The organism is Streptomyces sp. NPDC023723 (genome assembly GCF_040639815.1).
Lineage (GTDB): Bacteria > Actinomycetota > Actinomycetes > Streptomycetales > Streptomycetaceae > Streptomyces.
In genome coordinates, this window is record NZ_JBFAAP010000006.1 from 235,637 (window position 1) to 250,196 (window position 14,560).

A 14,560-nucleotide genomic window follows, 5' to 3' on the forward strand; every position below is an offset into this window, starting at 1 on the left:
AGGCCGACGCACACCCCTGTTCATGCAGAAAGCGCTTCCTGTAGGGACCACGCACACGTACCAGAACGGAGAACAGTCATGGCCCAAGCCGCAGCCGTGGCGAAACCGCCCGCGCCACCGAGGCGGCGCCGTGCCTCCGCCACACCGCGCAGGCTGCCGTACCTGCTGATCGCCCCGGCGGGCCTGCTGATGCTGGGCTTCATCGCCTACCCGGTCATCAGCGTCTTCTACTACAGCCTCCAGGAGTACAACCCGACCAAGCCGTGGCGGAACGGCTACGCGGGCTTCGACAACTTCGTCACGATCTTCACCGACGACCCGGCCTTCTGGGACACCCTCGTCTTCAGCGCCAAGTGGGTCTTCGTCGAGGTCGGCCTGCAACTGCTCTTCGGACTCGCGCTCGCCCTGATCGTCAACCGGACCTTCGTCGGCCGGGGCCTGGGCCGCGCCCTGGTCTTCTCGCCGTGGGCCGTCTCCGGCGTGCTGACCTCCGCCATCTGGGTGCTGCTCTACAACTCCCAGACCGGCATCACCCGTTACCTCGCCGACCTGGGCGTCGGCTCCTACGGCACCAGCTGGCTGTCGGACACCTCGACCGTCTTCCCGGCGGCGATCGTCGCCGACCTGTGGCGGGGCGTGCCCTTCTTCGCGATCCTCATCCTCGCCGACCTCCAGTCCGTCTCGAAGGACCTGTACGAGGCCGCCGAGGTCGACGGGGCCAGCCGGATCAAGCAGTTCTGGCACATCACCCTGCCGCACCTGAAGGACGCGATCATCCTCTCCACGCTGCTGCGCGCGGTGTGGGAGTTCAACAACGTCGACCTGCTCTACACCCTGACCGGCGGCGGACCGGCCGGCGAGACCACCACCCTGCCGCTCTACATCGCCAACACCTCGGTCGACGCCCATGACTTCGGCTACGCGTCCGCCCTGACCACGGTCGCGTTCGTGATCCTGCTCTTCTGCTCCATGGTCTATCTGCGGCTGAGCAAGTTCGGAGGCGACAACAAGTGATCACCAAGGAGGCCACCGCGGCCGCCCCCGCCGCCGAGCGGGCCGCCCCCGCCCCGCCGCGCCCGGTCCGGAAGCACCGCCCCGCCTGGGACGAGATCCCGCGCTGGCAGATCTACCTCCCGCTCGGCATCTACCTCGTCTTCACCCTCATCCCCTTCTACTGGATCCTGCTCTTCTCCCTGCGCCCGGCCGGCTCCACCTCGCTGGTGCCCTGGCCGATCACCTTCGAGCACTTCGAGAAGGTCTGGACCGAGCGCAGCTTCGGCACCTACTTCGGCAACAGCGTCCTGGTCGGCGTCGCCACCCTGGTGATGACCACGCTCGTCGCCCTGGCCGGCGGCTACGCCCTGGCCCGCTTCGACTTCAAGGTCAAACGGGTGTTCATGCTGGCGCTGCTCTGCTCCCAGTTCGTGCCGGGCGCGCTGCTCCTGGTCCCGCTGTTCGAGATCTTCGCCGAGCTGAAGATGATCAACTCCCTCGGCAGCGTCATCATCGCCGAGACCGTCTTCCAGCTCCCGCTGTCGATGATCCTGATCAGCAACTTCATCAAGAACGTGCCGTACTCCCTGGAGGAGGCCGCCTGGGTCGACGGCTGCGGGCGGATGCGGGCCTTCCGGATCGTCGTCCTGCCGCTGCTGCGCCCCGGCATCATCGCGGTCGGCTCGTTCGCCTTCGTGCACTCCTGGAACCACTTCCTGTTCGCCCTGATGTTCCTCAACGACCAGGGCAAGCAGACCATCCCGGTCGGCCTCAACACCCTGATGAGCGCGGACAGCGTCGACCTCGGCGCCCTGGCGGCCGGCGGCATCATCGCGGCCGTCCCGGTCGTGCTCGTCTTCGCCTTCATCCAGAAGTGGCTGATCACCGGCTTCAGCGCGGGGGCGGTGAAGGGGTGAGCGCGCCCATACCCGTCGTCCCGGTACCCGTCGTCCTCGCCGGTGCCCGCGGGCACGGCCGCTGGCACCTGGCCAACCTGCGCCGCCTGGAGCGGGCGGGCCGGCTCCGGGTGGCCGGCCTGTGCGAGCTGACCCCGCTCACCGAGGAGGAGTACGGCGCCGAACCGCCCGTCCAGTCCGCCGACTTCGGGGACCTGCTGGACCGTACCGGCGCGCGGGCCGCCGTGGTCTGCACACCGATCCCGACCCACACCGACCTCGCGCTGACCGCCGCCCGACGGGGCGTGCACCTGCTCCTGGAGAAGCCGCCGGCCCCGTCGTTCGCCGAGTTCCGGCGGATGGCCGACGGGGTCGCCGCGGCGGGCGTGGCCTGCCAGATCGGCTTCCAGTCGCTGGGCTCGGGCGCCGTGCCCGCGATCCGGGAACTGGTCGCCGAGGGCGCCATCGGTGAGGTCACCGGCATCGGCGGCGCCGGTGCCTGGGTGCGCGACGAGGCGTACTTCCGCCGCTCGCCCTGGGCCGGGCGGCGCCGCCTGGCCGACGGCACCGACGTGGTCGACGGGGCGCTCACCAACCCCCTCGCGCACGCCGTCGCCACCGCCCTCGTGCTCGGCGGCGCCACCCGGGACCAGGACGTCGCCGCCGTGGAGACCGAACTGCACCGCGCCAACGACATCGAGGCCGACGACACCTCCTGCGTCCGGGTCACCGCCACCACCGGCCTGCGGATCACCGTCGCCGCCACCCTGTGCGCCGAACGGGCCGCCGAACCCTACGTCCTGGTGCACGGCACCCGGGGCCGGATCACCTTCTGGTACAAGCAGGACCGGGTCCTGGTGCAGCGGGCCGGCCACGGACCCGAGGAGTACGAGCACGACCGCACCGACCTGCTGGAGAACCTCCTCGACCACCTGGCGCACGGCACCGGCCTGCTGGTCGAGCCCGACGCGACCGGCGCCTTCATGCGGGTCGTGGAGGCGATCCGCCGGGCCCCGGACCCCAGGCCGCTGCCCGAGACGGCCTGGCAGCGGATCGCCGCCGAGGGCCGCCGGACGGTGCCCGGCGTCGACGCCCTGGTCGAGTCCGCCGCCGGCACCCTCTCCCTCTACTCCGAGCTGGGCGCCCCCTGGGCCGCCGAGGAGGTGAGCCACCGATGACCGGCACCGACACCCAGGTCCTGCGCGTCGCCGGCCGCCCGGTGGCCCGCTACGTCACCCGGCCCGAGCTGCCCGCCCGCTGCTCGCCCCGCCCCTACCTGCACCCGGTCGCCACCCTGACCGGTACGGCGGTCACCGAGTTCGCGCCCGCCGACCATACCCACCACCTCGGCGTCGGTGTCGCCGTTCCCGACGTCGAGGGGCACAACTTCTGGGGCGGCCGCACCTACGTCCGCGACCGGGGCCCGACCGAGCTGGACAACCACGGCACCCAGCGGCACACCGCCTTCCCGCTGCGCGACTCCGACGGGTTCGTGGAGGAACTGCGCTGGGTCGCCGCCGGCGTCGAACTGCTGCGCGAGCGGCGTACGGTGGCGGCCACCGCGCTCACCGACCGGGCCTGGGCGCTGGACTTCACCTTCTCGCTGACCAACGTCACCGCCGGCCCGCTCACCATCGGCAGCCCCGCCACCAACGGCCGCCCCGGCGCGGCCTACGGCGGCTTCTTCTGGCGGGCCCGCAAGGAGGACACCGCCCCGGACGTCCTTACCCCGGACGCCGAGGGCGAGAGCGCCGCGCACGGCCGCCGCGCCGACTGGCTCGCCCTGGTCGGCGCCGACTGGTCGCTGGTCTTCGCCGGGGCCACCGACCGCACCCGCGAGGACCCCTGGTTCGTGCGCACCGCGGAGTATCCGGGCGTCGGCTCCTCGCTGGCCCACGACAGCCGGCTGGCGGTGGCCCCGGGCGACACGGCCGTCCGCCGGATCGTCACCGTGGTCGCCGACGGGCGGCTGGACGCGGACGGCGCCGCCGCGCTGGTCCGCAAGGCGGTGAGCCAGTGAGCAGCGGCACGTACCGCAACCCGGTGCTGAACGCCGACTGGTCCGACCCGGACGTGGTCCGCGTCGGCGACGACTTCTACCTGACCGCCTCCAGCTTCGGCCGCGCCCCCGGGCTGCCGCTGCTGCACTCCCGGAACCTGGTCGACTGGACGCTGGTGGGCCATGCCCTCGACCGCCTGGAGCCGGCCGAGCGGTTCGCCGTCCCCCGGCACGACTGCGGGGTCTGGGCGCCGTCCCTGCGCCACCACGACGACCGCTTCTGGATCTTCTGGGGCGACCCGGACCAGGGCGTCTTCCAGGTCAACGCCCCCGCGGCGGACGGCCCGTGGACCCGGCCGCACCTGGTCAAGAAGGGCAAGGGCCTGATCGACCCCTGCCCCCTGTGGGACGACGAGAGCGGCGAGGCGTACCTCGTGCACGCCTGGGCCAAGTCCCGCTCCGGCGTCAAGAACCGCCTCACCGGCCACCGCATGCGCCCCGACGGCACCGGACTGCTCGACGAGGGCGAGGTGATCGTCGACGCCGACCGCATCCCCGGCTGGTTCACCCTGGAGGGCCCCAAGCTCTACCGGCACGAGGGCTGGTTCTGGATCCTCGCCCCGGCCGGGGGAGTGGAGACCGGCTGGCAGGGCGCCTTCCGCTCCCGCCACTTCTTCGGGCCGTACGAGCAACGGGTCGTCCTGGAGCAGAAGGACACCGACGTCAACGGCCCGCACCAGGGCGGCTGGGTGCGCACGGCGGCCGGCGAGGACTGGTTCCTGCACTTCCAGCAGCGCGGGGCGTACGGCAGGGTGGTGCACCTCCAGCCGATGCGCTGGGCGGCCGACGGCTGGCCGGTGCTGGGGAACGACGGCGCGCCCGTCACCGAACACCGCCGCCCCGCCCTGCCGCCCGCGCCGCCGACGACGCCCGCCGCCGCCGACGACTTCCCCGGCGGGCGATACGGCCTTCAGTGGTCCTGGACGGCCAACCCCGAGGACGGCTGGACCGTCCCGCACGTCGGGGACGGGCTGCGGCTCACCTGCGTCCGCTCGGCCGACGCGCACGACCCGCGCAAGCTGCCGAACGTCCTCACCCAGCGGCTGCCCGGCACCCCGTGCGCGGTCGAGGCCGACCTGCGCCTCGACAGTACGGAGCCGGGCGCGCGGGCCGGCCTGGTCGTCCTCGGGGACGCGTTCTGCTGGATCGGGCTCCAGCGGGGCGCGGACGGGGCGGTGCGGCTGGTGCACCGGTTCGGGGAGAGCGTGGCGGAGGCGGAACGGGACGCCGCCGACGCCCGGCTCGCCCCGGACGGCCGGGCCCGGCTGCGGATCGACATCGGCCCAGGCGCTCGCTGCCGGTTCGCCTCCGACACCGGCGACGGCCTGCGCCCCTCGGGGCCGGTCTTCGCCGCCACGCCCTGGCGTTGGGTCGGCGCCCTGCTCGGCCTGTTCGCGCTCGCGCCGCCCGGCGGGGGCGAGCCGGGCACGGCCGGCTTCACCCGGTTCCGCGTCACCGCCGGGTAGCCACCCACCCCCCACCCCCCCACGTGTTCAGCACCTTCATCGCACCGCTCGATCCAGTGTTTGATCCAGAGAAGAGAGCCGACTCATGAAGATCAGCATGCGCACCAGCACCGGCCGGCGCCGCACGCCGGCCGTCATCGCCCTGGGGGCCGTACTCGCGCTGACCGTCACCGCCTGCGGGGACGACGGCAGCGGGTCGGGCGGCGGCGGCGAGGGCAGCGGCAAGGGGAAGATCACCTTCTGGGACAACAACGGCGGTGTCCGCACCGACATCTGGAAGGAGATCATCGCCGACTTCGAGAAGGCCAACCCGGACATCGACGTCGAGTACGTCGGGATCGCCTCCACCGAGTACCAGTCGAAGGTCGACACCGCCATCCAGGGCGGCGGGCTGCCGGACGTCGGCGGGGTGGGCGCGGCCATGCTGGCCGGGTTCGCCGCGCAGAACGCGCTGGACCCGCTGGACGACCGGCTCGCCGGGTCGGCGCTGAACGGCAAGCTCAACAAGGACATGGTCGAGTCGCTGAAGGCGGCCGGCGGCGGCGACGGCACGCTGTACTCGGTGCCGACCTCCGCCAACAACGGTGTCCTCTACTACCGCACCGACCTGTTCGACAAGGCGGGTCTGAAGGAGCCGTCCACCTGGGACGCCTTCTTCGAGGCCGCCGAGAAGCTCACCGACTCCGGCGACAACGAGTTCGGGTACACCATCCGCGGCGGCGCCGGTTCCATCGCGCAGGCCCTGGACGCGATGTACGGGCAGTCCGGGATCACCTCGTTCTGGGACTCCGCCGGGGAGAAGACCACCGTCAACGACCCGAAGAACGTCGAGGCGCTGGAGAAGTACGCCGAACTCTTCAAGAAGGTCACGCCGGCCGCCGACCTCAACAACGACTTCACCAAGATGGTCGCCCAGTGGGACTCGGGCACGATCGGGATGCTCAACCACAACCTGGGCTCCTACCAGGACCATGTGAAGGCGTTCAGCGAGGACCGGTTCCGTGGCATCCCGCAGCCGGTGGGTCCCGGCGGCAAGCGGGTGCAGGTGTCCAACCCGGTGGACGGGCTGGGCGTGTTCAAGAGCTCCAAGAACAAGGAAGCGGCCTGGAAGTTCATCGAGTTCGCCGTCTCGCACGAGGAGAACTCGAAGTTCAACGAGTCGGCGGGGCAGGTGCCGGCCAACAACGACGCGGCCAAGGACGCCTGGGTGTCAAAGGCGGAGCCGACGAAGCTGGCGGCGGAGGCGTTGACGGACGGTTCCACGACCATCGTCCAGCTTCCCTACTATCTGCCGGACTGGAACACGGTCTCCAAGGCGGACAACGAGCCGAACTTCCAGAAGGTGCTGCTCGGGAAGATGAGCGCGAAGGACTTCCTGGACACGATGGCCGATCAGCTGAACGAGGCGCAGGCCGAGTGGAATGAGCAGAAGGGCTGACATCCGCCGTGGGGCGGCTTGTGGTTCGCAGGCTGCGGGCCGTCCCGGGCCGGTCGCGCCCACGCGGCGGAGCCGCATACAGATACAGCCCCGCGCCCCTGGGAAATCATCCCTGCCCCTGCTGAAAGGTTCGCCGGAATGTCAGTCAGCCGAAGGCAAGTCACCGTGGCCGCCATCGCTTCCGTCCCTCTGGCGCTCGCCGCCACCGGGACCGCGCAAGCCGGCGGGCGGCGTCATCGCACCCTTTACATCGCCGGTGACTCCACCGCCGCCCAGAAATATGCCGACGCCGCGCCCGAGACCGGGTGGGGAATGGCGGCCCCCTTCTTCCTCCGCGAGGATCTCCGCGTCGCCAACCACGCCGTCAACGGGCGGAGTTCCAAGAGCTTCGCCGACGAAGGGCGGCTGGAGGTGATCCTGGCGGAGATCCGGCCCGGTGACCTCCTCCTGATCCAGTTCGCGCACAACGACGAGAAGAGCGAGGACCCGGTCCGCTACACCGAGCCCTGGACCACGTACCAGGAGTACCTGCGGAAGTACGTCGACGGGGCCCGGGAGCGCGGGGCGCGGCCGGTGCTCGTCACCCCCGTCGAGCGGCGCCGGTTCGACGCGGCGGGGACCGCGCAGCCGAGCCACGGGGAGTACCCGGCGGCGATGCGGGCGCTCGCCGCCGAGGAGGGCGTCGCGCTGCTGGACGTCCAGGCGCTGTCGCTGGCGCTGTGGCAGCGGCTCGGGGTGGAGGGGACCAAGACGTACTTCAACTGGACCGCCACCGAACAGGACAACACCCACTTCAACCCGCCCGGCGCCGTCGAGGTGGCCCGGCTCGTGGTGCGCGAGCTGCTGCGCACCCGGGTGCTGGGACACCGTGACGCGCGCCGGCTGGACGCGGAGATCCCCGTGTCCTGGATCAGCTGGCCCACCGCCTGACACCGACGTATCCCCACCGACGTATCCCACCGACGTATTTCAAGGAGAGCCGCACGCATGCAGACAACAAGATGGCATGGGCATGCCATACGTAGAGGTGCCGCGCTGGCCGGGTGCACCGCCCTGGTGGTGGGGCTGACGGCGGCCGGCGCCGAGGCCCGCCCGCTCCACCGGGACCCCGCCCGGCAGACGCTGGCCGCGCACGACGGCTGGGCGTCGTACGGCACCGGGACGACCGGGGGTGCCGCCGCGGACGCCGCGCACGTGTACACCGTCACCACCTGGGCCGAGTTCAAGGCGGCGCTCGTGGCGGGCGGCACCGCGCCCCGGATCATCAAGGTCGAGGGCACCATCGACGCCGTGTCCGAGGGGTGCGACGCCTTCGCCGCGCCCGGGTACGACTTCGACGCCTATCTGGCGGCGTACGCCCCGGAGACCTGGGGTTACGACACCGACCTGAGTGCCGAGCCCGACGACAGCCCCGAGGGGCTGCGGCGGGCCTCCGCCGCCCAGCAGGACCAGGCCATCAAGGCGAGCGTCCCGGCCGACACCACCATCATCGGGGTGGGCCGGAACGCCGGCATCAAGGGCGCCAGTCTCCAGATCAAGGCCGTGGACAACGTCATCGTCCGCAACCTGACCTTCGAGAGCCCCGTCGACTGCTTCCCGCAGTGGGACCCGACGGACGGCGACACCGGCAACTGGAACAGCGAGTACGACAGCACGGTGGTGTACGGCGCCACCCATGTCTGGCTGGACCACAACACGTTCACCGACGGCGAGCACCCCGACAGCGCGGCCCCGGTCTACTTCGGCATGCTGTACCAGCAGCACGACGGGCAGCTCGACATCGTGCGCGGCGCCGACTACGTCACCGCCTCCTGGAACGTGTTCCGCGACCACGACAAGACGATCCTGATCGGCAACAGCGACAGCGAGTCGACCGCCGTCGGCGACCGGGGGCACCTGAAGGCGACGTTCCACCACAACCTGTTCAAGAACCTCGTCGAGCGGGCGCCCCGGGTCCGGTTCGGCCAGGTCGACGTCTACGACAACCACTTCGTGGCCGACGAGGACTACGCCTACAGCTTCGGCGTCGGCAAGGAGTCCGCCCTCGTCGTCGAGCACAACGCTCTCACGCTGCCGGCCGGCGTCAGTGCCGCGAAGGTGCTGAAGAAGTGGAGCGAGGCGCCGGTCACCGCCGCCCACAACCGGGTCAACGGCAAGACCGTGGACCTGATCGCCGTGCACAACGCGGAGCTGCCGGCCGAGACCCTCGCCGCCGGCGCGGGCTGGACCCCGGCCCTGCGCACCAAGGTCGACCCGGCGCGGGCCGTACCCGGCCTGGTCGACCGGGGCGCCGGCGCCGGCCGGCTGCGCTGATCCCTGCCGCCCGGCGGGCGGGGGCGTCCGCACCGCCCCGGCCCACCCCCGCACTCCCCTCATCAAGGAGCACCCGCATGCCCCGCCCCGTCCCCGCCCCGCTGTCCCCGCCCTCCCGCAGAGGCTTCCTTCTCGCCACCGCCGGCGCGGGCGCCGCCCTCGGCCTCGCCGCCACCCCCGCCACCGCCCGCGCCGGGCACCGCCCCTTCGGCCGCTACGGCTCCCCGGCCGCCCGGCTCACCCCGGACACCCTGTACGTCGACCCGCGCGGCCGGGGCGACTTCACCTCCGTCCAGGCCGCCGTCACCGCCGCCACCGGCACCGGCCGGACCCTGGTCCTCGCGCCCGGCACCTACCGCGAGACGGTGGCCGTCGACGCCTCCCGCACCGACGCCACCTGGATCGGCGCCGCCGAGGACCCCCGCGCCGTCGTCATCGTTTACGACAACGCGGCGGGTACGCCGAAGCCGGACGGCTCCGGCACCTACGGCACCAGCGGCTCGGCCACCACCACCGTCGCCGCCGACGGCTTCACCGCCCGCTGGATCACCTTCGCCAACGACTGGCTGCGCGCCGACCACCCGGACTACACCGGCACCCAGGCCGTCGCCCTCAAGGCGCAGGGCGACCGGTCCGCCTTCCACCACTGCCGCTTCCTCGGCCACCAGGACACCCTGTACGCCGACACCCGCGACCTGACCCTCGTCGCCCGCCAGTACTACGCGCACTGCTACGTGGAGGGCGACGTCGACTTCGTCTTCGGCCGGGCGACGGCCGTCTACGAGCACTGCCACTTCCGCACCCTGGTCCGCACCGACCTGGCGGCGCCGCCGTACGGCTTCGTCTTCGCGCCCTCCACGGCGGCCGCCAGCCCGCGCGGCTACCTGGTGACCGACAGCCGGATCAGCAGCGCGGCCCCCGACGGCTACTACAAGCTGGCCCGCCCCTGGGTGCCCAGCTCCGACACCACCGCCCGCCCGATGCTCACCGTGCGCGAGACCCGGCTCGGCGCCGGCCTCGACGCGGTCGCGCCCTACGCCAACATGCGCGACGCCTACCCGTGGCAGGAGCAGCGCTTTCGGGAGTACCGCAACACCGGGCCCGGGGCCGCCGTCACCGTCCCGGCGAACCGGCCCCAGCTCACCCGCGCCGAGGCCGCCGCGCACACCAAGGCGGCCTACCTGGGCGACTGGCGGCCCCGTGCATAGGGCCGCGGCCGCCGCGCTGCTGGCCTGCGCGGCCCTGCTGCTGCCCGCCGCCCCCGCGTCGGCCGCCGCGCCCGCCCCCGTCGGCTGGGCCTCCGCCGGCCCCGGCACCACCGGCGGCGCGGGCGGCCGGACCTGGACCGTGCACACCCGCGCCGAACTGAAGCAGGCCCTGGCGAACGATGGCGACCCGGCCGCGCCCAAGGTGATCCGGGTGGCCGGCGCCATCGACGGCCACGAGACCGACGCCGGCACCTCGCTCGGCGAGCAGGACTACGCCCCCGGCTACGACCGCACGAAGTACATGTCCTGCTTCGGCGAGGACGGCACCACCTGGTCCGACACCCGCTACGACTACTGCGGGCAGCAGCGCAGGCTCCGCCAGACCGGGTCGGACAACGAGAAGGCCCAGATCCAGCTGACCGTGCCGAGCAACACCACCCTGGTCGGCGCCGGGGACGGCGCCGCGCTGCTCGGCGTCTTCCTGACCGTCAACACGGGCACGAACATCGTCGTGCGCAACCTCCGGCTCGAAGCACCCGTCGACCACTTCACCAGCTGGTCCCCGGGCGACGGCACCAGCGGCAACTGGAACGCCCGGTTCGACGCGCTGACGGTCATCACCGGCAAGCACATCTGGATCGACCACTGCGTCTTCACCGACGGCCGCTTCCCCGACCGCGCGGCCCCGTCCGGCTTCCACGGCGAGCGGGTCCAACGGCACGACGGGCTGCTGGACATCGAGGACGGCTCCGACTTCATCACCGTCTCCGACAGCCGCTTCGAGGACCACGACAAGGCGCTGCTGATCGGCTCCGGGGACAGCCGCGCCGACCGGGACCGGGGCCATCTGAAGGTGACCTTCGCCCGCAACCTGTTCACCGGCATCACCCAGCGCGCCCCGCGGGTCCGCTTCGGGCAGGTGCACGTGGTCAACAACGTGTACCGGGGGCGGGCCGCCGACACGCTGTACGCGCTGGGCGTCGGCGTCGAGTCGGCACTCTGGTCCGAGCGCAACGTCTTCACCTATCCGCGGGGCGGGCCTTCGCTGGCCGTCGCGGCCTACGGGGGTACGGCGTTCCACGACACCGGGTCCTGGTTCAACGGACGGCCCGCCCACCTCGACGCGGTGGCGGGCGGCCTCGGTCTCGGCGACGACGTCGGCTGGGATCCGGCCGACGTCTACGACTACCGGGCCCTGACCTCCGCGAAGGCGGTCGAGCGGTACGTCCTGCGGCACGCCGGCCCCGGGAGGTCCCATGACCGGGCGTGAACCACGGCTGGACCGCCGCACCTTCGTGGCGGGAGCGGCCACCGCCGCGTTCCTCACCGGCCCGGCGGGCACGGGCACCGCACGGGCCGAGGACCTGGTGGGCGGCGACCTGATCGGTGGCAACCTCCCCGGCTTCCACCAGGCCCTCAAGGACGAGCTGCGCTTCCCGCTCGCCTGGGGCACCGCGCCGCCGCGCGACTTCCGGGCCTGGCGGCGCACCGCCCGGGCCAAGGTCGAGGAACACCTGCTCGTCGACGACCAGCGCGGCACGCCGTACGACCCCGAGTTCACCGACGGACCGGACGGGGACGGCTACCGGCGAAAGTCGGTGACGCTCTCCCTCACCCGGCACACTCGGGTACGCGGCAGCCTGCTCGTGCCGCACGGCGCCGGGCCGTTCCCCGCCGTACTCCTGCTGCACGACCACGGCGCCAAGTTCGACATCGGCAAGGAGAAACTGGTCCGGCCCTGGGCCCCCTGGGACGACGGCACCCGGCTGGCCTCCGCACAGGCCTGGGCGGACAAGCTGCTCAGCGGCCGGTTCGTCGGCGACGAACTCGCCCGGCGCGGTTACGCGGTGCTCTGCCTGGACGCCCTCGGCTGGGGCGACCGCGGGCCCGTCGCCTACGAACAGCAGCAGGCGCTGGCCGCCAACCTCTACAACCTCGGTTCCTCGCTCGCCGGGCTGATGGCCCGCGAGGACGTCCGGGCGGCCGGTTTCCTGGCCGGCCTCGACCTGGTCGACGCCCGGCGCGTCGCCGCCGTCGGCTTCTCGATGGGCGCCTACCGGGCCTGGCAGACCGCGGCCCTCAGCGACGACATCGCGGCCGCCGCCGGCGTCTGCTGGATGACCGGCCTCAAGGAGATGATGGTCCCCGGCAACAACACCCTGCGCGGCCAGTCGGCGTACTGCATGCTGCACCCCGGACTCGCCCGCTACCTGGACATCCCCGACGTGGCGAGCATCGCCGCGCCCCGGCCGATGTTCTTCCTCGACGGCGAACAGGACACCCTGTTCACCCCCGACGGCGTGGCCACCGCCTACGCGAAGCTGCGCGCCGTCTGGGACTCCCGCCGCGCCGGGCACCGGCTGCGCACCGAGATCTGGCCGGACGTCGGCCACGTCTTCACCGCTCCCATGCAGGACGAGGTCTTCGCCTGGCTGGACTCCGTCCTCTGACCCACCGTCCCCGCACGTACGAGAAAGGACCCGCACCCCATGTCTCGTCGTACCGCACTCCTGACCGCCGCCGCGCTCGCGCTCGGCACCGGCGCCGCCGCCCTCCCCACCCAGGCGCAGGCCGCCACCGTGGTCGTCAGCAACGTGACCGACCTGTCGAACGCCATCAAGAACGCCACCGCCGGCACCGTCATCCAGGTGCGCGGCGGCACCTACTACCCGACCGCCACCCTCCAGTCCACGGTCAACGGCACCTCGTCGGCGCCGGTGACGCTCACCGCGTACGGCTCGGAGAGCGTGAAGATCGACGGCTCGAACCTCCCCGACGGCGACTGGATCTTCAAACTGACCGCCGACTACTGGAACGTCACCAACCTGACCTTCCAGAACTCCCCGGACAGCGCGGTCGTCTGCCAGTCCTGCACCGGCACCAACTGGAGCAACGTCAAGACCATCAACGGCGGCGACTCCGGCTTCACCCTCACCGGCGACGCGACCGTGAACAACACCGTCCGCAACCTCGACTCCTACGGGCACTACGACGCCGCGAACCACGGCGAGAACGCCGACGGGATCGCCGTGAAGTACGGCTCCGGCACCGGCAACCTCATCACCGGGGCGCGCCTGTACAACAACTCGGACGACGGGCTCGACTTCTGGTCCTTCTCCTCCCCGGTCACCGTCGAGCACACCTGGTCCTTCGGCAACGGCAAGAACCGCTGGTCCGACTCGGCGTTCGCGGGCGACGGCAACGGCTACAAGCTGGGCGGCGACGGCGAGACCGTCGCGCACGTCGTCAACAACTCGGCCGCCTGGGACGACGCGGGCAACGGCTTCACCGAGAACTCCAACACCGGCGCCATCGTCATCAACCGCACCACCGCCTACGCCAACGGCAAGTGGGGCTACTACTTCGCCACCGGCGCCGCCGGGCTCGGCCGCAACCTGGCCGTCTCCAACGGCAGCGGCAAGGCCACCTACGGCTCCGCCGTCACGTCGTACCTGAACAGCTGGGACTCCGGCGTCACCACCCCGTCCTTCGTCTCCACGGACGCGACGAGCGTCTACAACGCCCGCCAGTCGAACGGCGCGCTGCCCGCGACCAGCTTCCTGACCACGGGCAGCACGACCATCGGGGCGACGATCAACTGAACCCGGCGGCTCCGTCAGCCGCCGTCCCGCAGCGCCGCGAAGCCGCCCGCCACCGACAGGGCCCCGGTGTCCGACGCGGCGGTCGCCGCGTAGCTGTCGGCACCGGCGTCCCGGCCGCCGCGCTCGTGGTCGTACTGGCCGGCGAACACCCAGTCGCCCGCCGGGACCGTACGGCCCCGCTTCAGCCGCCAGGTGTAGACGAGGAAGCCGTCGCGCTCGGCGACAGTGAGCGCGAAGTCGCCCTCGGGCAGCGACCGCCAGGCGCCGGTGGAGGTGACTCCGCCGGTCTGCGCGATCCGCAGCCGGACGGTGAGGGCGGTCAGCGGCCGGTCCGTCTTCAGGGTGACGTCGCTCTGGGCCCAGAACTCGTTGCTGTGCGGGTCGACCGAGCCGTCCGACCACAGCGGCCCGTCCTCGGCACCGGGGCCGGCCGGCGGGCGGCCGGTGGCGTCCGGGGACCGGGCGGGCGCCGGCGGCGCGGAGACGGCGACCGCCCGGTCCGCGGGCGGCTCGTCCCGGACCGCGGCGGCGACCGCGTAACCGCCGACCGCGAGGACGCCCGCCACCGCCGCGGTGGCCCCCGCC

12 protein-coding genes and 1 pseudogene are annotated in these 14,560 nt (G+C 72.3%); 12 read left to right on the top strand and 1 reads right to left on the bottom strand.

Annotation, left to right across the window (positions count from 1 at the left end):
• The first annotated feature begins 78 nt into the window (after window positions 1-78).
• The 12 genes from AB0G32_RS10490 (at window position 79) to AB0G32_RS10545 (ending at window position 13,975) form a co-directional block, all read left to right on the top strand.
• Window positions 79-1,014 (top strand): sugar ABC transporter permease, encoded by a 936-nt coding sequence (locus AB0G32_RS10490; protein ID WP_361161098.1) that lies wholly within the window; start codon window positions 79-81, stop codon window positions 1,012-1,014.
• Complete coding sequence (locus AB0G32_RS10495; RefSeq protein WP_361161101.1) at window positions 1,011-1,910, top strand: carbohydrate ABC transporter permease; 900 nt, start codon at window positions 1,011-1,013, stop codon at window positions 1,908-1,910. Before AB0G32_RS10490 ends, AB0G32_RS10495 begins: the two co-directional genes overlap by 4 nt.
• On the top strand, window positions 1,907-3,067 hold the full coding sequence (locus AB0G32_RS10500; protein WP_361161104.1) for a Gfo/Idh/MocA family oxidoreductase: 1,161 nt from the start codon (window positions 1,907-1,909) through the stop codon (window positions 3,065-3,067). The genes AB0G32_RS10495 and AB0G32_RS10500 overlap by 4 nt, the downstream gene beginning before the upstream one ends.
• Window positions 3,064-3,909 carry a PmoA family protein gene (locus tag AB0G32_RS10505; RefSeq protein ID WP_361161107.1) on the top strand — a complete coding sequence of 282 codons (846 nt, stop codon included), beginning with the start codon at window positions 3,064-3,066 and terminating at the stop codon, window positions 3,907-3,909. Before AB0G32_RS10500 ends, AB0G32_RS10505 begins: the two co-directional genes overlap by 4 nt.
• Window positions 3,906-5,414 carry a family 43 glycosylhydrolase gene (locus tag AB0G32_RS10510; RefSeq protein ID WP_361161109.1) on the top strand — a complete coding sequence of 503 codons (1,509 nt, stop codon included), beginning with the start codon at window positions 3,906-3,908 and terminating at the stop codon, window positions 5,412-5,414. The genes AB0G32_RS10505 and AB0G32_RS10510 overlap by 4 nt, the downstream gene beginning before the upstream one ends.
• A gap of 85 nt (window positions 5,415-5,499) precedes the next feature.
• Window positions 5,500-6,852, top strand: a complete 1,353-nt coding sequence (locus AB0G32_RS10515) for a sugar ABC transporter substrate-binding protein (protein WP_361161112.1) — start codon at window positions 5,500-5,502, stop codon at window positions 6,850-6,852.
• 138 nt (window positions 6,853-6,990) lie between these two features.
• Window positions 6,991-7,782 (top strand): rhamnogalacturonan acetylesterase, encoded by a 792-nt coding sequence (locus AB0G32_RS10520; protein WP_361161115.1) that lies wholly within the window; start codon window positions 6,991-6,993, stop codon window positions 7,780-7,782.
• Between the two features lie 57 nt (window positions 7,783-7,839).
• Window positions 7,840-9,165: a pectate lyase gene (locus tag AB0G32_RS10525; protein ID WP_361161118.1), complete on the top strand. Its 1,326-nt coding sequence runs from the start codon at window positions 7,840-7,842 to the stop codon at window positions 9,163-9,165.
• 77 nt (window positions 9,166-9,242) lie between these two features.
• Entirely contained in the window at window positions 9,243-10,373 is a 1,131-nt protein-coding gene (locus tag AB0G32_RS10530; protein WP_361161121.1) for a pectinesterase family protein, read from the top strand.
• Window positions 10,366-11,643, top strand: a complete 1,278-nt coding sequence (locus AB0G32_RS10535) for a pectate lyase (protein WP_361161123.1) — start codon at window positions 10,366-10,368, stop codon at window positions 11,641-11,643. Before AB0G32_RS10530 ends, AB0G32_RS10535 begins: the two co-directional genes overlap by 8 nt.
• A complete protein-coding gene (locus AB0G32_RS10540; RefSeq protein WP_361161126.1) occupies window positions 11,630-12,823 on the top strand; it encodes a dienelactone hydrolase family protein in 1,194 nt (397 codons plus the stop codon). The genes AB0G32_RS10535 and AB0G32_RS10540 overlap by 14 nt, the downstream gene beginning before the upstream one ends.
• Window positions 12,824-12,862: 39 nt before the next feature.
• A complete protein-coding gene (locus AB0G32_RS10545; protein WP_361161129.1) occupies window positions 12,863-13,975 on the top strand; it encodes a chondroitinase-B domain-containing protein in 1,113 nt (370 codons plus the stop codon).
• A gap of 14 nt (window positions 13,976-13,989) precedes the next feature.
• On the opposite strand, the pseudogene AB0G32_RS10550 reads toward AB0G32_RS10545, so the two are convergent.
• A pseudogene (locus AB0G32_RS10550) lies at window positions 13,990-14,560 on the bottom strand (hypothetical protein); the annotation flags it as partial.

Bases quoted from the DNA above. Each gene is read 5' to 3' on its own strand.
- AB0G32_RS10540 (WP_361161126.1), top strand. From the start codon at position 11,630: ATGACCGGGCGTGAACCACGGCTGGACCGCCGCACCTTCGTGGCGGGA.
- AB0G32_RS10490 (WP_361161098.1), top strand. From the start codon at position 79: ATGGCCCAAGCCGCAGCCGTGGCGAAACCGCCCGCGCCACCGAGGCGG.
- AB0G32_RS10525 (WP_361161118.1), top strand. From the start codon at position 7,840: ATGCAGACAACAAGATGGCATGGGCATGCCATACGTAGAGGTGCCGCG.
- AB0G32_RS10545 (WP_361161129.1), top strand. From the start codon at position 12,863: ATGTCTCGTCGTACCGCACTCCTGACCGCCGCCGCGCTCGCGCTCGGC.
- AB0G32_RS10515 (WP_361161112.1), top strand. From the start codon at position 5,500: ATGAAGATCAGCATGCGCACCAGCACCGGCCGGCGCCGCACGCCGGCC.
- AB0G32_RS10505 (WP_361161107.1), top strand. From the start codon at position 3,064: ATGACCGGCACCGACACCCAGGTCCTGCGCGTCGCCGGCCGCCCGGTG.
- AB0G32_RS10520 (WP_361161115.1), top strand. From the start codon at position 6,991: ATGTCAGTCAGCCGAAGGCAAGTCACCGTGGCCGCCATCGCTTCCGTC.
- AB0G32_RS10530 (WP_361161121.1), top strand. From the start codon at position 9,243: ATGCCCCGCCCCGTCCCCGCCCCGCTGTCCCCGCCCTCCCGCAGAGGC.